We start from the raw sequence: 17,613 nt of genomic DNA, 5'->3' as shown, positions 1-17,613 counted from the left end.
ATTCTGCGCCTTTTTTATGGGCGATAAATATGAAAGTACTGCAAATTGCTGTTGGAATTATTCGTAATAAGCACAACGAGATTTTTATCACTCAGCGTGCCGCCGATGCTCATATGGCAAACAAACTGGAATTTCCCGGCGGTAAAATTGAACCGGGTGAAACACCAGAGCAGGCGTTAATTCGTGAGTTACAGGAGGAGGTGGGGATTACACCCGTTAATTGCTCACTGTTCGAAAAACTGGAGTACCAGTTTCCGGACCGGCATATCACTTTATGGTTCTGGCTGGTTGAACGCTGGGAAGGTGAACCGTGGGGGAAAGAGGGGCAACCCGCTCAGTGGATTGCGCAAGATGCGCTAAATACGGACGATTTCCCGCCTGCGAATGCACCGGTCATTGAAAAGTTGATTGCTGGCTAATGGTGTTCTTAATTTGTCGTTCGTAGGCAGGATGCGGCATTTTATGTTGTTTTGCCTGATGGCGCTGCGCTTATCAGGCCTACGAACTAAAACGTAGGGCGGGCAAGCGTAGCGCCCCCGCCATAATTGGCCGGATGCGGCGTTGCCTTATCCGGCCTACCGTATTAGCAGAATTACTTCTGCTCTTCGCTCCAGTCATCGCTTTCTGATAGATCGCCAGAGCTTGGGATTCGCTTCTCTTCCGCGGCCCATTCACCCAGGTCGATTAACTGACAACGTTTGCTGCAGAATGGACGAAACGGACTGACTTCTGCCCACACGACAGCTTTACCGCAGGTTGGGCAGTTTACGATAGTTTGTTCAGACATCTTAACTCCTTAACAGCACGCCAGATCGAAATCGAGGCGTTCAGGTACCTGACCGTTCTCGCTATCCAGCGGCATAAAGCGAATGGCAAAGCGGCTCTTATGACCTGATATTTGCGGATAAAGCTGCGAAGCGAGCGGCAATTGTAGACGCAATAGATCTGCATCATCGCCGTTGTCCTGGTAAAAACCATTCAGGCTGGTTTGCTTACGAAACGGTGCAGAGTTGCGGATTAAATCCAGCACCAGAGACAATGCCTGGTTGAGAGGATTCAGGCTGGCAAGCCAGGTCTCAACCTGCGCGTCACGCTGAGTCTGTGGTAGATGCAGCCAGATATGTAAAGTCGGCAAATCAAAACTGCAGCATCCGCCGGGAATACTTAAACGCTGACGAACAAGGCCAATCAGACGGTCTTCACGCAGGGTTTGTCCGATGCGCGGGGCTGAAATCAGAATGCTGCCCGCACTTTTTAACTGCTGACGTAAAGAGTCGATTCTGCTTTGATCGACGCCGGGAACTTCAACCCAGGCCTGAAGTTTTCGCTGCTGTCTTTCCAGCTCTTTGAGGAGTTCAGTACGGACTTCGCCACGTTCAAATACATCCAGTAAATCCCCCACATTGCGGAAAAAATGCAGTGCACCTGCGTGATCCACAATGGGCAAATTAACGGAGAGTTGCTGGATCAGAAACTCAATGCGCAGCCATGTACGCATCTTCTCATTGAGAGGGTGTTCAAAAAGGACCTGGGTGTGCATTACGGTTTTTCCTGTGAGACAAACTGCGACGCGAGTTGCAAATAGAGCGCGTGCAGGCGGGCGACATCCGAGACGATAGCATCCGGTGCGCCATTATTATCAATAACATCATCTGCCACGGCAAGGCGCGCTTCACGTGTTGCCTGGGCAGCCAAAATTTGTTCAACGTGTTCGCGCGTAACATCATCACGCTGCATGGTTCGCCTGAGTTGAGTCTCAGGGGTGACATCCACGACGAGTACGCGATCGGCTTTTTTATACAGCGCGTTTTCTACCAACAAGGGAACGACCCATAACAGATAAGGGGAGGTCGCTTGCTGAAACTGACGCTGTGTTTCCTGCTGAATAAGTGGGTGGAGCAAGGAATTTAGCCATTTTTTCTCATCAGGATCGGAAAAAATGCGTTCGCGTAAAATTCGCCGCTGTAACGAGCCATCCGCAGCAATAACGTCGGAGCCAAAATGTTCCGCAATTGCCTGTAGGGCAGGCATGCCGCGTTCGACCACCTGGCGCGCAATGATATCCGCATCAATCACGTTTATTCCGAGGTCAGCGAATGCATTTGCAACGGTACTTTTACCACTGCCAATGCCGCCGGTTAAGGCTACCGTATACCTCATAGATCCAGATCCTGGAGTTTTGGTTTGATTATCAAACAGTTAAAAATTAAGCATGCAAAGGCGAAGCTGATGCAGGATTAACCTACTAATCGCCAGGTAAATTTATGGGATTGTAGCGTAAAAAAAGAGAATTTCGCAGTCTTGCGCGGCATTGATTAGTGCGTATGATAGCGTCACTGGAGTTGTGAGTTTCGATTTTTCGCCATTAACCCCAGGAATCCGCACATGCGTATCGAAGAAGATCTGAAGTTAGGTTTCAAAGACGTTCTTATCCGCCCTAAGCGTTCTACTCTCAAAAGTCGTTCCGATGTTGAACTGGAACGTCAATTCACCTTTAAACATTCAGGTCAGACCTGGTCCGGCGTGCCGATTATCGCCGCGAACATGGACACCGTCGGGACGTTTGCCATGGCAACGGCGCTAGCCTCCTTCGACATCCTGACCGCTGTGCATAAACACTATTCTGTTGAAGACTGGGCCGCTTTCATTGCGGATTCCTCTGCCGATGTACTGAAACACGTGATGGTTTCAACCGGGACTTCGGACACTGATTTCGAAAAAACCAAACAGATCCTGGCACTGAATCCAGCGCTGAACTTTATCTGCATTGATGTGGCAAATGGCTACTCAGAGCACTTTGTTCAGTTTGTGTCGAAAGCACGTGCGGCCTGGCCGACAAAAACGATTTGTGCTGGCAACGTGGTCACCGGCGAGATGTGTGAAGAGTTGGTACTTTCCGGTGCTGATATCGTCAAAGTGGGTATTGGCCCAGGTTCTGTATGTACCACCCGCGTAAAAACCGGCGTTGGCTATCCGCAGCTTTCTGCCGTCATTGAATGTGCTGATGCAGCGCACGGTCTGGGCGGCATGATTGTCAGCGACGGTGGCTGCACAATGCCTGGTGATGTGGCAAAAGCGTTTGGCGGTGGTGCGGACTTCGTGATGCTCGGCGGCATGCTGGCTGGTCATGAAGAAAGCGGCGGTAAAATCGTTGAAGAGAACGGCGAGAAATTCATGCTGTTCTACGGTATGAGCTCTGAGTCTGCTATGACGCGCCATGTTGGTGGTGTTGCTCAGTATCGTGCCGCTGAAGGTAAAACCGTTAAGCTGCCACTGCGTGGCCCGGTTGATAACACGGCTCGTGATATCCTTGGCGGCCTGCGTTCAGCCTGTACTTATGTCGGTGCATCCCGCCTGAAAGAGCTGACCAAACGGACAACCTTTATTCGCGTACAGGAACAAGAAAACCGCGTCTTCAATAGCCTGTAAGAACAGCTTGTACTGTTAAACGCCTGATGGCGCACAGCATATCAGGCCTACGCTCATGCTCGGTGTAGGCCTGATCAGGCGTTTATGCAGCCATCCGACATTTGAACTTATCCCACGCCACTCATTGCATCTCCCAGATGAAATATCGGTAAATACATTGCCACAACCAGCGTACCGATAATCAACCCCGTAATGACAAGCAAGGCTGGCTCAAGTAATGCCGCCAAATTTTCGGCCTGAGACAGCGTGTATTCGCTGTGATGTCGGGCGAGGTTTTGCAGCATCGCATCCAGAGAGCCGGAAGCTTCACCGGTTCTCACCAGTTGCAAGCACAGTGGACTAAATTCACCGCTATTCTTAAGTGCCAGCCAGACTGGCTCCCCGGCGCTGATATCGTGATGCACCTGTGCCAAACGTTGGGACCAATAAGGGCAGTTAAGGGTTTCAGTGACACTTTCCAGACCTTGCAGAAAGGGAATGCCCGCGTTTTGTGTTAATGCCAGTACGGTGAAGATCTGTGTGAGTTTTTGCCCCCTGACCATCGGCCCGATGATGGGAAAGTGCAGCAGTATTTTCTGGCGTAGAATAAGCCAATAAGGCTTCTGCTTTATCAACCCGTATGCTGTTCCCAGCCCCAGGCAGAGCAACCCTGCCAGCCATCCCCATCGACTGCTGTAATATGCCGCGTTAATCATCCATTGAGTGAGCGCCGGTAGCGGTGTGTTGAACGTGCGATAGATGGCTGCAAATTCAGGTAACACAAAATGCAGCATCGCCAGCACGACCATTATCGCCATGGCAAGAATGATAATGGGATACCGTAGTGCTTTTTTAACTTTATCCGCCAGTTGCTGTTGGTTTTTTTGCTGACGGGCAAGTTCAAAGCAGCAGTCGTCCAGTTTTCCCGTTAGCTCTCCGGTGCGGATCATTGCTTGGTACAGCGGGGGAAATACGTGTTGCCACCGTGAAAGCGAGGCTGACAGCGCAATGCCTTGTTCCATATCGTAAGCCAGTGTGCGCAGCAATGCTTGCCACTGGTTGCTGGGATGCTGTTCAGCAAGCAGAGTTAACCCAGCGGAAAGCGTCAATCCCGCTTTAAGCAATGTTGCCAACTGGCGTATGGCTTCGGCACTGTTTGTTCTGCTCCAGTGCGAGGTTTTAACTCGCATCCGGTTAATGCGAATCGGTGTAATCTGCTGTTGTTCGAGCACAAACAGGAGCGATGGTCGGGTATCAGCCCATAGCATCCCCGCTACAGGCTGGCCTTCGCGCGTTATTCCTTGCCAGCGCCATAGCTGTTTAGCTGACATGGGGCATGCCCAGTACGCGGATCAGTTCTTCAAATGTCGTTAACCCTTGTTCCACAGCCTGACAGCCATCTTCGAAAAGAGTACTCATGCCCGCTTGCTGAGCATCTGATTCCACAACGTCTGCGGATGAGCCATCGGCAATACGTTGCCGTAATGCTGGCGTAATGGGCAGTACTTCAAACAGAGCGGCTCGCCCATAGAATCCGTGATAGCAGTGTTGGCAACCGGGTGCCTGCCAACGCGGTAGTGGCGTGGGCCAAAGTGTTGCCGGGAGTGTTATGGGAGTATCAAGTCGTCGCCGACAATGTGGGCATAATTTTCTGACTAATCGCTGTGCAACAATTAACGTCAGCGCGGAGGCAATCATCCAGCGTGCAACCCCCATTTGTTGCAGCCGTATCAGTGTTTCACTGGTGGAATTGGTATGCAGTGTCGAAAGAACCAGATGACCGGTTTGTGCGGCTTTTAGGGCAATCTCAGCTGTTTCGCCGTCGCGGATTTCGCCCACCATAATAATGTCGGGATCCTGGCGTAGCAGTGCACGTAATACACCCTGAAAATTAAGCCCGGCGCGAGGATGGATTTGTGTCTGATTGAGCCCATCAATGGGGATCTCGACCGGGTCTTCTACGCTACAGAGATTCACGTCGGGGGTGTTTCGGGTTTGTAGCGCACTGTACAGGGTAACCGTTTTGCCGCTCCCGGTCGGCCCGGTGACCAGAATCAATCCCTGTGGTTGCTGTAATGCTTGTGAAAACGCAGCCAACTGTGCCTCATGCATGCCCAGTGCGTTGATCTCCAGCGTTTGATTAACCTGGTGAAGCAGGCGTAGCACTACTTTTTCACCCCATCGGCAAGGCAGCGTGGCGATGCGAAACGAAATGGGTTCACCTGAAATCTCCACGGTAAATTGCCCATCTTGCGGGAGCCGGTGCTCGGCAATATCCAGACTGCCTAATACCTTTAATCTTGCGGTGAGAGCTATGCCCATCTCTGTGGTGACTTCCGGCAATGTGTGTAGTACGCCATCCACACGCATCCTGATCCGGTAGTGATTCTCCGCAGGTTCAATATGAATATCAGAAGCCCGCTGTGCCAACGCGGATTGAAAAGCATGGTTCAGCAAACCCGCGGCAGTTGCGCTGCTTTCTGTGATGATGGCCGGGAGCATTTTATGTGGCGTGTGTGTGTGGCCCTCCATTTGCTGACGTGTCCAGCACACAATATCGATACGCCTGGTCGTTGCAAAATGCAGTGCATCCAGCAGTTCGTGGGAAGGGGCATCCACAACGGCGATATGCACCACGTCATTGTCTGCATCCAGCAATATTCCCTGATAACGTTGGCAAAGTGCCGTCAGTTGTGTGGTATTCATCTCTTTTCCTTAGTTGGCATCAAAGCGAAAAACGTCTTCACAAGCCTGTTGCAGCGCACTGTCATTCTGGATAGCGCAGTTGCGATTCCAGCCCGTTATACCGTTGGCGTTGTCCCAACCGGGCGTCATCGTGATGCTTAGCCCGTTCAGGCTTTCCTGCCCAGTGAGGCTGACGACACCTTTTTCAACGCTCATACCTGAGACATAGCGGGTGGTGGTCGCAGAGGGGATCCCATTTGTCCCAGCATCACAGGTTTCTGTTCCGCCGTGCTCCAGTGCGCAGAGTTCGACGGCAGTACGGTAGGGGACAAAGGTTTGCAGCATGTCTGTCAGCGCGGCTTTGCGCAGATAGTTTTGATAAGCAGGGATACCGATAGCGCTGAGGATGGCAATGATGCCAATGACCACCATCAGTTCGATAAGCGTGAAGCCTCGTTGTTTGTCCATTGTTGATTTGCTCCTTGAGTTAGCTGGCGCTACTTTGGCAAATCGAAGGGATTTTAGGCGAGGGGCAAAAAATAGAACGAGAAAGCCGGTTCAGAGGAATTTTACGAAATTACAGAGTCAGACAACGTATTTGCGAAGGCACTCGAATAAACAGCCAGACTGCGGCGTATAAGGCTTATCTGGCTGGGGGCTGTAGCCCGGTAGGCGAAACGCCATCGGGCAGAACAGTCAGCGATTAGCGAAAACGCATCGAAAGATCGAGTGCGCGGACATGTTTGGTCAGTGCGCCTACAGAGATGAAATCCACGCCGGTTTCCGCGAATTCGCGTAGCGTTTCATAGGTGACGTTACCAGATACTTCCAGACGCGCCTGGCCGTTGGTACGTTTGACCGCTTCGCGCATTTGGTCGGTTTCGAAGTTGTCCAGCATGATGATGTCCGCTCCGGCTTTCAACGCATCGTCCAGTTCATCCAGGCTTTCCACTTCCACTTCAACCGGAACATCCGGGTGTAGCCAGAAGGCTTTCTCCACGGCCTGACGTACCGAACCGGAAGCAATAATGTGGTTCTCTTTAATCAGGAAGGCGTCAGAAAGACCTAAACGATGATTCGCACCGCCGCCACAGAGCACCGCGTATTTCAGCGCCGTACGCAGCCCAGGCAGCGTTTTACGTGTATCCAGCAGTTGGGTTTTTGTCCCGGCCAGCAGGTCGACGTATTTTCGCACTTCGCTTGCCACGCCAGACAGCGTCTGCACAAAGTTGAGTGCGGTACGTTCGCCGGTTAGCAACACGCGGGAAGGGCCGTCCAGTTCAAACAGCGGTTGGTTAGCCTTAATGCTGTCGCCATCTTCAACATGCCAGTTGATGCTGACATCATCGCCAGCAAGCTGAATAAAGACCTCTTCCACCCAGCGTTTCCCACAAAAAACACCCTCTTCGCGTGTAATGACGGTGGCATGGGAACGCATATCCTCAGGTAAAAGCTGTGCGGTGATATCGTTATTGGCATCAACTTCTCCGCCTAAATCTTCGCGCAGCGCCTGGGCAACCGCGGCAGGGATATCGAGATTTATGCGTTCCAACAGCGCGTCACGTCGGTAGTCAGGGTTATAGCGGCGAGGCGGCATGATAAAACTCCAAATTGCTAACGAATCATAAGGTAGAAACATGCTACCCTGAACCTGATATGAGCACCACCAATAAGGAGATTCTGCATGTTGTTAGACGAGGGCTGGCTGGCAGAGGCACGACGCGTTCCCTCTCCTCATTACGATTGCCGCCCGGATGACGAAAGCCCTTCTTTGCTGGTGGTGCATAATATCAGCCTGCCACCCGGTGAATTTGGCGGCCCATGGATAGACGCGTTATTTACTGGAACAATTGATCCCAACGCCCATCCCTTTTTTGCACAAATTGCCCATTTGCGCGTTTCTGCCCATTGCCTGATCCGCCGTGACGGTGAGGTTGTGCAATATGTTCCCTTTGACAAACGTGCCTGGCATGCAGGCGTCTCCTGCTATCAGGGGCGTGAACGCTGTAATGATTTTTCAATTGGTATTGAGCTTGAAGGTACGGATACGCTGGCTTATACCGATGTTCAGTACCAGCAACTGGCTGCCGTGACGCAGACGCTGATTCAGCGTTATCCGGCGATTGCCAGCAACATGACTGGGCATTGCAATATTGCGCCCGAACGGAAGACCGATCCTGGGCCATCTTTTGACTGGGCAAGGTTTCGCGCCCTGGTCACCCCCTCGTCACACAAGGAGATGACATGACGCTGTTTACAACATTACTGGTGCTGATTGTTGAGCGCTTGTTTAAGCTGGGTGAGCACTGGCAGCTTGATCACCGGATTGAGGCTTTTTTCCGGCGGGTTAAGCATTTCTCTATGGCGCGAACGTTAGGAATGACCATTATTGCGATGGTAGTGACATTCCTGTTACTGCGCGCGCTGCATGGGTTGTTGTTTAATGTTCCGCTGTTGGTGGTGTGGATCTTAATTGGTTTGCTGTGCATCGGTGCTGGCAAGGTGCGCCTTCATTATCATGCCTACCTGAATGCGGCTTCACGTAATGATGCGCACGCCCGTGAGGCGATGGCCAGTGAGCTGACGCTGATTCATGGCGTGCCGCCGGATTGTGATGAACGAGAGTTTCTGCGTGAGCTACAAAATGCGCTGTTATGGAACAACTTTCGCTTTTATCTGGCTCCGCTATTCTGGTTGATCGTCGGTGGTCCGTGGGGACCGGTGACGCTAGTCGGCTATGCTTTTTTACGTGCGTGGCAGTCATGGCTGGCGCGCTACCAGACGCCGCATCAGCGTCTGCAGTCAGGTATTGACGCGATCCTGCATGTCCTGGATTGGGTTCCGGTACGTCTGGCGGGTGTGGTCTATGCGCTGTTAGGACACGGTGAGAAGGCGTTGCCCGCCTGGTTTGCATCGCTGGCGGATCTGCATACTTCGCAGTATCAGGTGTTGACCCGTCTGGCGCAGTTCTCGCTGGCGCGTGAGCCGCATACTGATAAGGTCGAAACGCCGAAAGCAGCCGTTGCAATGGCGAAGAAAACGTCGTTTGTCGTGGTTGTGGTGATTGCGCTGCTCACCATTTATGGGGCATTAGTGTAGCGTTGTGCCGGATGGCGCTAACGCTTATCCGGCCTACACCATATGTAAGTGCCGTAGGCCCGGTAAGCGCAGCGCCACCGGGCAAACATTTTAAAGCGTATCGGCAGGCGGCACGCCAAAATCTGGCATCCCGTTTTCGTCCCAGCGCACGAGCTTCAGACGAGTGTGGCGATTCGGGTCATACAGCGGATCGCCCTCGATTTCGGTATAATTCCTTGCGTGATACACCAGTACATCATCCCCTTCCGGCGTTTGCGTAAAGCTGTTGTGCCCGGGTCCATACTGACGGTTTTCATAGCTGGTGGTGAAGACCGGACGCGGTGATTTGTGCCAGTTTTCCGGGTTTAGTGGATCGGCATGGAGATCAACCCACAGTAACCCCATGCAGTAGTTCTCATCGGTTGCGCTGGCGGAGTAACTGACAAACAGTTTGTCTCCGTGCACCACGACGGCTGGACCTTCGTTGACCCAAAAGCCCCGACATTCCCAGTCATATTCCGGATGGCTGAGCATCACCGGCTGACCTTTGATTGTCCAAGGGTTTTCCATCTCTGCGAGATAAACATTGGAGTTTCCGGCAATATCAGGCGATTTCTGCGCCCACAAATACCACTGTTTCCCCTGATGGTTAAACGTTGTGGCATCAAGCGCGAAGGTATCAAACTGGGTTTTAATTTGCCCCTTCTCAACCCACTTTCCGCTTAGTGGATCGGCATCTGCGCACTCCAAAGCAAACATGCGATGCTGGAACATACCCAACGTATCAAGCGCCTGGGTGTGCGTGGCCGCAAAGTAGATGTACCACTTACCGGCAATAGTGTGGATCTCGGGGGCCCAGATAAGTTGACTCATTGGGCCGCTGTCCGGTTTGCGCCAGACAACAACGGGCTCCGCGGTGCGTAATCCCTCCAGAGAGTCAGCCCGACGCAGCTCCAGTCGGTCATATTCAGGTACTGAAGCAATGAAATAATAGTGGTTACCGTCACGCAGGATAAACGGATCGGCACGCTGTTCGATAAAGGGATTCGGCCACTGATTCATCAGGCTTTCCTTACATGGTCAGTCGATTTAATGTCGTGATACTCATTTAATTCGCGGTAGTTGGCGCGGCGTTTTTCCAGGTCTGACTGGATTTGCTGCATAAATTCGCGGTCAACTTTCAGCAGACGAACCACGCCTGCGGTAATCAGATAACCGACGCCCGGAATAATAGTGAACAACAGCATAATGCCGTTAATCGCGGAGTCACTTTGCGCTTTCGCGCCTGCGTCGTAACCGTACCAGGAGAGCAGGAAGCCCACCATCGCGCCGGCAATCGCCAGCCCCAGCTTCAGGAAGAACAGGTTGCCCGAGAAGCTGATCCCGGTAATACGTTTACCGGTTTTCCACTCGCCGTAGTCATCCACATCCGCCATCAGCGACCAGTGCAGTGGAGAAGGGATCTGATGCAGGATGTTGAGCAGGAAGTAGAGCACCATAATCATCATGGTGGCTTTCGGATCGAAAAAGTAAAACGCGCCGGAGAACACCGCCAGTACGATGTTGGTCCAGAAGAAGACTTTCAGTTTGCACCAGCGGTCAGTTAATACCTTCGCGAGCATACTGCCGATCATCATGCCGACAACGCCAAGGCTGATAAACAACGTTGCGAACTGTGTGCTTTGCTGCATAACCCAGGTGACGTAGTACATGGTGGCAGCCATACGAATAAAGCCCGGGCAGACGTTGCACAGGGTTAATAGCAGGATTTTTACCCACTGATCGTTCTTCCACACGTCTTTTAGATCGGCTTTCAAATCGTCGTTCGTGGGTACCGCAGGGCGTACACGTTCGCGCACGGTTGCGAAACAAAACAGGAACATGCACATACCAATGAAAGCCAGCACGGCCATCGCCATCTGATAGCCTTTGGCTTTATCTTCCCCGCCAAACCACTCTGCCATTGGCAGTAGCGTGAGTGAGAGTAGCAGAGTGGCAATCCCGACCAGCACGAAACGATACGACTGGCAGGCGACGCGTTCTTTCGGATCGTTGGTGATGACGCTACCGAGTGAACAGTAGGGAATGTTGATTGCTGTGTAGGTAATAGAGAGCAGGAAGTAGGTGACAAACGCATAGATAACTTTGCTGTTATACGTCCACTCCGGGGTGGTAAACATCAGTACGCTGAATAATGCGTAGGGGAAAGCCATCCACAGAAGCCATGGACGAAACCGACCATATTTACTGCGAGTACGATCGGCCATTGCCCCCATGATAGGGTCAGTAACAGCATCAATAACGCGTACCGAGAGCAGCAACACGCCGACAAGTGCAGGCGCAAGACCGAAAATATCTGTGTAAAAATAGTTAACAAACAGCATGATAGCGCCGAATATGATGTTGCATCCGGCATCGCCCATTCCATAGCCGATCTTTTCTTTCACCGACAGCTTTCTGGTTTCCATCAAGCGCACTCCATTAATGTGATATGGAGAGAATTATTGTCTGGTGCTGGTGTTTTTGCGTTGCAGGATAGCGCCGCTGATATGGACTAAACAGTCATCTGTGGGAAAGTGTGAAGCAGATAACAACCCCCACCTGGTGCAGGTGGGGGGGGGGGAAAGGATTAATGCGCTTTTACGGCCCCGGCCGTTTTCTGTTTACACAGATAGCCAATGCCAAGAATGGCAATCCATACCGGGATCAGGTACACAGAGATCGCCATGCCCGGCGTCATCAACATAATCACCAGTACTGCAGCCATGAAAATCAGGCAGATCCAGTTACCTAGCGGGTAGAGCAGTGCCGGGAAGCGAGTGGCGACGCCCTGCTGCTGTTTCGCTTTGCGGAACTTAATATGCGCAAGGCTAATCATTGCCCAGTTGATGACCAATGCGGAAACCACCAGTGCCATCAGCAAGCCAAACGCAGATTCCGGTGCCAGATAGTTAATCAGTACGCACAGTGCGGTAACCAGTGCGGAGACCAGAATGGTGTTAACCGGCACGCCGCGTTTATCCACGTTCATCAGCGCTTTTGGCGCGTTACCCTGCTGAGCCAGGCCGAACAGCATACGGCTGTTACAGTATACACAGCTGTTATAGACAGAAAGGGCGGCGGTCAGCACCACGATGTTCAGGGCGTTAGCAACAAAGGTGTCACCCAGTTCGTGGAAGATAAGGACAAACGGGCTGGTATCTGCTGTTACGCGCGTCCATGGCATCAGGGAAAGCAGTACCGCCAGGGAGCCTACATAGAAAATCAGGATACGGTAGATGACCTGATTAGTCGCTTTTGGAATGCTTTGTTCCGGGTTATCGGCTTCTGCTGCGGTGATCCCGACCAGTTCCAGACCGCCGAAAGAGAACATGATGATAGCCATCATCATTACCAGCCCACTGAAGCCGTGTGGCAGGAATCCACCCTGGCTCCACAAGTTGCTGACGCTGGCCTGTGGGCCGCCATTGCCGCTAAACAGTAGCCAACCGCCGAACAGGATCATTGCGACTACGGCAATGACTTTAATAATGGCGAACCAGAACTCCATCTCACCGAACACTTTTACGTTGGTCAGGTTGATGGCGTTGATGATCACAAAAAAGGCTGCTGCCGAAGCCCATGTTGGGATCTCCGGATACCAGAACTGGATGTATTTACCCACGGCAGTTAGCTCAGCCATGGCAACCAACACGTACAGCACCCAATAGTTCCAGCCGGAAGAGAACCCCGCGAAACCGCCCCAGTATTTGTAGGCAAAGTGACTAAAGGAGCCTGCCACCGGCTCTTCCACCACCATTTCACCTAACTGACGCATAATCAGAAAAGCGATAAATCCGGCGATAGCGTAACCCAGAATAATACCCGGCCCTGCAGACTGAATAACGGATGCGCTACCGAGGAATAACCCGGTACCAATCGCGCCACCCAGCGCGATAAGCTGTATATGGCGGTTTTTAAGGCCGCGCTTTAGCTGATCGCCATGCTGTTGACTTTCCATCATGAAACCTCGTGTGTGGTTTTACTCTTCATCTTTCGAGTACTTATATTTTGAACCACGCAGTGACGCGTGTGTAAGTTTGCAATTCCGTTTGTTGTATTAATTTATTTACAGTAATGAATTATGAAATGTTGCCTAAAGACTTTTGTCTTGATCAGAATAATGTTATGCGAGCGCGAATGCACCTGCTTTATGCGGCGTGAGTGACGAGTTGAATAAAAAGAAACCATTTGTAAGCGCGAGTTTATCTACCACAAAATTTCCAATTTGAATTTTTATTCGAAAATAGTGATTGATAAATCGATAAATAAGCAGGTGAATCGGTTCAGATAATATATTTTTTCGTTTCAATTCGGTTAAAACTACCTCGGGATGGGTAAATTTAACATTTGTGCATAGTTACATGTTTGAAACGTTATTTCTGTAATGTTGTTAAAATATGCCTCCTTTACTGATTTCAATCAAAACCTGTATGGACAGAAGGTGAATACTTTGTTACTTTAGCGTCAAGAACATGAAATTGGTAAGACCAATTGACTCCGGGCAAATGGCTTAAGACAGGAAATCATGGCCTACAGCAAAATCCGCCAACCAAAACTCTCCGATGTGATTGAGCAGCAGCTGGAGTTTTTAATTCTTGAGGGGACACTTCGCCCCGGAGAAAAACTCCCACCGGAACGCGAGCTGGCAAAACAGTTCGACGTTTCCCGCCCCTCCTTACGTGAGGCGATCCAACGCCTCGAAGCGAAGGGCTTACTGCTTCGTCGTCAGGGCGGTGGCACTTTTGTTCAGAGCAGCCTGTGGCAGAGCTTTAGCGACCCACTGGTAGAGCTGCTCTCCGACCATCCTGAATCCCAGTTTGACCTGCTCGAAACGCGCCATGCGTTGGAAGGTATTGCGGCCTATTACGCCGCACTGCGCAGCACGGATGAAGACAAAACGCGTATCCGTGAACTCCATCAGGCGATCGAGCTTGCGCAACAGTCCGGCGATCTTGACGGTGAATCTGATGCCGTACTTCAGTATCAAATTGCTGTCACCGAAGCGGCACATAATGTGGTATTGCTCCATTTGCTAAGGTGTATGGAGCCGATGCTGGCCCAGAATGTCCGTCAAAACTTTGAATTGCTGTATGCGCGTCGCGAGATGCTGCCTCTGGTAAGCAGTCACCGCACCCGTATTTTTGAAGCAATTATCGCCGGGAAGCCGGAGGAGGCGCGTGAAGCGTCGCACCGTCACCTGGCATTTATCGAAGAGATTCTCCTGGACAGAAGCCGTGAGGAAAGTCGTCGTGAACGCGCCTTACGCCGCCTGGAGCAACGAAAGAATTAGTGATTTTTCTGGCAGAACGTTAACCAGAAGATGTTGTAAATCAAGCGCGAACTAAAAGCGCGCGGCAACTAAATGCCAGGCCCATAAGGCTATTTTATTTGCCATTTTGGCCCTGGGCAGTGCTCACAATCCTCACGTACTACGTGTACGCTCCGGTTGTTCCGCGCTGTCCGTGCCCAAACTGGCTGCAACAATGACGCCTGATGGGTCAGGCAATAAACGCAGAACCTGTCTTATTGCGCTTTTAGTTGTTCAAAATAATTCGGGTTGTATCGCGGCGGCAAGCGAGCGAGTCGCCAGGAGCATAGTGAACTATGTGACTGGTGCGAGGAAGCGCAGCCAACAAAGAGACAACCTGAAGTATGAAGAACAAAGAGCGCAATGGGACAGGTTCCAGATAACTCAACGTATTAGATAGATAAGGAATACCCCCATGTCAGAACGTTTCCCAAATGACGTGGATCCGATCGAAACTCGCGACTGGCTACAGGCGATCGAATCGGTCATCCGTGAAGAAGGTGTTGAGCGTGCTCAGTATCTGATCGACCAACTGCTTTCAGAAGCCCGCAAAGGCGGCGTGAAAGTAGCGGCAGGTGCAGGGGCCAGCAATTATGTAAACACTATTGCCGTTGAAGATGAACCGGAATACCCGGGCAATCTGGAGCTGGAACGTCGTATTCGTTCTGCTATCCGCTGGAACGCCATCATGACCGTACTGCGTGCGTCTAAAAAGGATCTTGAACTGGGTGGCCATATGGCATCCTTCCAGTCCTCCGCAACGGTATATGATGTTTGCTTCAACCACTTCTTCCGTGCACGCAACGAGCAGGACGGTGGCGATCTGGTGTACTTCCAGGGTCACATCTCCCCGGGCATCTACGCACGCGCATTCCTGGAAGGTCGTCTGACTGAAGAGCAGATGAACAACTTCCGTCAGGAAGTGCATGGCAAAGGCCTGTCTTCCTACCCGCACCCGAAACTGATGCCGGAATTCTGGCAGTTCCCGACCGTATCTATGGGTCTGGGTCCAATCGGTGCTATCTACCAGGCTAAATTCCTGAAATATCTGGAACACCGTGGCCTGAAAGATACCTCTAAACAAACCGTTTACGCTTTCCTGGGCGACGGCGAGATGGATGAGCCAGAATCTAAGGGTGCTATCACCATCGCGACCCGTGAAAAACTGGACAACCTGGTCTTCGTTATCAACTGTAACCTGCAGCGTCTTGATGGCCCGGTCACCGGTAATGGCAAGATTGTCAACGAACTGGAAGGCATCTTCGCTGGCGCTGGCTGGAACGTAATTAAAGTCATGTGGGGCGGTCGTTGGGATGAGCTGCTGCGTAAAGATACCAGCGGTAAGCTGATCCAACTGATGAACGAAACCGTTGACGGCGACTACCAGACCTTCAAATCCAAAGACGGCGCTTACGTACGTGAGCACTTCTTCGGTAAATACCCGGAAACCGCAGCACTGGTTGCTGACTGGACTGACGAGCAGATTTGGGCGCTGAACCGTGGTGGTCACGATCCGAAGAAAGTCTACGCTGCACTGAAAAAAGCGCAGGAAACCAAAGGCAAAGCAACTGTAATCCTGGCCCATACCATCAAAGGTTACGGCATGGGTGACACCGCCGAAGGTAAGAACATCGCTCACCAGGTTAAGAAAATGAACATGGACGGCGTGCGTTATATCCGCGACCGTTTCAATGTGCCAGTAACCGATGAGCAGGTTGAAAACCTGTCTTACATTACCTTCCCGGAAGGTTCTGAAGAGCACACCTATCTGCACGCTCAGCGTCAGAAACTGCACGGTTACCTGCCGAGCCGTCAGCCGAACTTCACTGAGAAGCTGGAACTGCCGGCGCTGGAAGACTTCGGTGCGCTGCTGGAAGAGCAGAACAAAGAAATCTCTACCACTATCGCTTTCGTTCGTGCCCTGAACGTGATGCTGAAGAACAAATCGATCAAAGATCGTCTGGTTCCAATCATTGCCGACGAAGCGCGTACTTTCGGTATGGAAGGTCTGTTCCGTCAGATCGGTATCTACAGCCCGAACGGCCAGCAGTACACCCCGCAGGACCGTGAGCAGGTTGCTTACTATAAAGAAGACGAAAAAGGTCAGATCCTGCAGGAAGGTATCAACGAACTGGGTGCAGGCGCGTCCTGGCTGGCTGCTGCAACATCTTACAGCACCAACGATCTGCCGATGATTCCGTTCTACATCTACTACTCCATGTTCGGGTTCCAGCGTATCGGCGACCTGTGCTGGCAGGCAGGCGACCAGCAGGCTCGCGGCTTCCTGATTGGTGGTACTTCCGGTCGTACGACGCTGAACGGCGAAGGTCTGCAGCACGAAGATGGTCATAGCCATATTCAGTCTCTGACTATCCCTAACTGTATCTCTTACGATCCGTCTTACGCGTACGAAGTTGCGGTCATCATGCATGATGGTCTGGAACGCATGTACGGTGAGAAACAAGAGAACGTTTACTACTACATCACCACGCTGAACGAAAACTACCACATGCCGGCAATGCCAGCAGGTGCCGAGGAAGGTATCCGTAAAGGTATCTACAAACTCGAAACCCTTGAAGGTAAGAAAGGTAAAGTTCAGCTGCTGGGCTCCGGTTCTATCCTGCGTCACGTCCGTGAAGCAGCACAGATCCTGGCGAACGACTACGGTGTAGGTTCTGACGTATACAGCGTAACGTCCTTCACTGAACTGGCGCGTGATGGCCAGGATTGTGAGCGTTGGAACATGCTGCACCCGATGGAAACTCCGCGCGTTCCGTACATCGCTCAGGTGATGAACGACGCTCCGGCAGTTGCATCTACTGACTATATGAAACTGTTTGCCGAACAGGTTCGTACTTATGTACCGGCTGATGATTATCGCGTACTGGGTACTGACGGTTTCGGTCGCTCTGACAGCCGTGAAAACCTGCGTCACCACTTCGAAGTTGATGCTTCCTACGTGGTTGTAGCGGCCCTGGGCGAACTGGCTAAACGTGGCGAAATCGATAAGAAAGTGGTTGCTGACGCAATCATCAAATTCAACATCGATGCAGATAAAGTTAACCCGCGTCTGGCGTAAGAGGTAAAAGAAT

Annotated in this window: 16 protein-coding genes; 6 read left to right on the top strand and 10 right to left on the bottom strand. The window is 51.7% G+C overall.

Features of this window, described 5'->3' with window-relative positions:
• Positions 1 to 29: 29 nt before the first annotated feature.
• Positions 30 to 419, top strand: coding sequence for an 8-oxo-dGTP diphosphatase MutT (gene mutT / locus NNO03_RS16280; RefSeq protein WP_271450014.1), 390 nt, complete (start codon positions 30 to 32; stop codon positions 417 to 419).
• Between the two features lie 173 nt (positions 420 to 592).
• On the opposite strand, the gene yacG is transcribed toward mutT, so the two are convergent.
• Genes yacG through coaE form a run of 3 tightly spaced genes read right to left on the bottom strand, consistent with a single transcriptional unit; the run spans position 593 to position 2,160 of the window.
• Positions 593 to 787 (bottom strand): DNA gyrase inhibitor YacG, encoded by a 195-nt coding sequence (yacG, locus tag NNO03_RS16275; protein WP_005124648.1) that lies wholly within the window; start codon positions 785 to 787, stop codon positions 593 to 595.
• Between the two features lie 9 nt (positions 788 to 796).
• The gene (gene zapD, locus NNO03_RS16270) at positions 797 to 1,540 is read right to left on the bottom strand and encodes a cell division protein ZapD (protein ID WP_271450013.1); all 744 of its coding nucleotides are present in this window, start codon (positions 1,538 to 1,540) and stop codon (positions 797 to 799) included.
• Positions 1,540 to 2,160 carry a dephospho-CoA kinase gene (gene coaE / locus NNO03_RS16265; RefSeq protein WP_202039492.1) on the bottom strand — a complete coding sequence of 207 codons (621 nt, stop codon included), beginning with the start codon at positions 2,158 to 2,160 and terminating at the stop codon, positions 1,540 to 1,542. The genes zapD and coaE overlap by 1 nt, the downstream gene beginning before the upstream one ends.
• Positions 2,161 to 2,385: 225 nt before the next feature.
• Here coaE and NNO03_RS16260 point away from each other — a divergent pair, with 225 nt between their 5' ends.
• Entirely contained in the window at positions 2,386 to 3,429 is a 1,044-nt protein-coding gene (locus tag NNO03_RS16260; RefSeq protein WP_040229985.1) for a GMP reductase, read from the top strand.
• A 107-nt stretch (positions 3,430 to 3,536) separates the two neighbouring features.
• Here NNO03_RS16260 and hofC read toward each other — a convergent pair whose 3' ends face one another.
• The 4 genes from hofC to nadC all read right to left on the bottom strand — a co-directional run bounded on the left by hofC (position 3,537) and on the right by nadC (position 7,690).
• Positions 3,537 to 4,739: a protein transport protein HofC gene (hofC, locus tag NNO03_RS16255; RefSeq protein WP_271450012.1), complete on the bottom strand. Its 1,203-nt coding sequence runs from the start codon at positions 4,737 to 4,739 to the stop codon at positions 3,537 to 3,539.
• The gene (gspE, locus tag NNO03_RS16250; RefSeq protein ID WP_271450011.1) at positions 4,729 to 6,114 is read right to left on the bottom strand and encodes a type II secretion system protein GspE; all 1,386 of its coding nucleotides are present in this window, start codon (positions 6,112 to 6,114) and stop codon (positions 4,729 to 4,731) included. Before gspE ends, hofC begins: the two co-directional genes overlap by 11 nt.
• A 9-nt stretch (positions 6,115 to 6,123) precedes the next feature.
• Entirely contained in the window at positions 6,124 to 6,561 is a 438-nt protein-coding gene (gene ppdD / locus NNO03_RS16245; RefSeq protein ID WP_271450010.1) for a prepilin peptidase-dependent pilin, read from the bottom strand.
• A 235-nt stretch (positions 6,562 to 6,796) separates the two neighbouring features.
• The gene (nadC, locus tag NNO03_RS16240) at positions 6,797 to 7,690 is read right to left on the bottom strand and encodes a carboxylating nicotinate-nucleotide diphosphorylase (protein WP_271450009.1); all 894 of its coding nucleotides are present in this window, start codon (positions 7,688 to 7,690) and stop codon (positions 6,797 to 6,799) included.
• 87 nt (positions 7,691 to 7,777) lie between these two features.
• Here nadC and ampD point away from each other — a divergent pair, with 87 nt between their 5' ends.
• Together ampD and ampE are read left to right on the top strand one after the other, a co-directional pair.
• Positions 7,778 to 8,341, top strand: a complete 564-nt coding sequence (gene ampD / locus NNO03_RS16235; protein WP_271450008.1) for a 1,6-anhydro-N-acetylmuramyl-L-alanine amidase AmpD — start codon at positions 7,778 to 7,780, stop codon at positions 8,339 to 8,341.
• A complete protein-coding gene (gene ampE / locus NNO03_RS16230) occupies positions 8,338 to 9,192 on the top strand; it encodes a beta-lactamase regulator AmpE (protein WP_271440512.1) in 855 nt (284 codons plus the stop codon). Before ampD ends, ampE begins: the two co-directional genes overlap by 4 nt.
• 90 nt (positions 9,193 to 9,282) lie before the next feature.
• Here ampE and NNO03_RS16225 read toward each other — a convergent pair whose 3' ends face one another.
• The 3 genes from NNO03_RS16225 to aroP all read right to left on the bottom strand — a co-directional run bounded on the left by NNO03_RS16225 (position 9,283) and on the right by aroP (position 13,174).
• Entirely contained in the window at positions 9,283 to 10,233 is a 951-nt protein-coding gene (locus NNO03_RS16225; RefSeq protein WP_271450007.1) for a family 43 glycosylhydrolase, read from the bottom strand.
• A complete protein-coding gene (locus NNO03_RS16220) occupies positions 10,233 to 11,639 on the bottom strand; it encodes a glycoside-pentoside-hexuronide (GPH):cation symporter (protein WP_271450006.1) in 1,407 nt (468 codons plus the stop codon). Before NNO03_RS16220 ends, NNO03_RS16225 begins: the two co-directional genes overlap by 1 nt.
• A gap of 161 nt (positions 11,640 to 11,800) precedes the next feature.
• Complete coding sequence (gene aroP / locus NNO03_RS16215; RefSeq protein WP_271450005.1) at positions 11,801 to 13,174, bottom strand: aromatic amino acid transporter AroP; 1,374 nt, start codon at positions 13,172 to 13,174, stop codon at positions 11,801 to 11,803.
• A 564-nt stretch (positions 13,175 to 13,738) separates the two neighbouring features.
• Here aroP and pdhR point away from each other — a divergent pair.
• Together pdhR and aceE are read left to right on the top strand one after the other, a co-directional pair.
• The gene (gene pdhR, locus NNO03_RS16210) at positions 13,739 to 14,503 is read left to right on the top strand and encodes a pyruvate dehydrogenase complex transcriptional repressor PdhR (RefSeq protein ID WP_137383704.1); all 765 of its coding nucleotides are present in this window, start codon (positions 13,739 to 13,741) and stop codon (positions 14,501 to 14,503) included.
• 433 nt (positions 14,504 to 14,936) lie between these two features.
• Entirely contained in the window at positions 14,937 to 17,600 is a 2,664-nt protein-coding gene (gene aceE, locus NNO03_RS16205; protein WP_202039483.1) for a pyruvate dehydrogenase (acetyl-transferring), homodimeric type, read from the top strand.
• Positions 17,601 to 17,613 lie beyond the last annotated feature (13 nt).

Origin of the sequence: Citrobacter sp. Igbk 16 (assembly GCF_028069755.1) — a bacterium.
Taxonomy (GTDB): Bacteria; Pseudomonadota; Gammaproteobacteria; order Enterobacterales; family Enterobacteriaceae; genus Citrobacter.
This window is presented reverse-complemented; position numbering and strand designations above follow the sequence as displayed.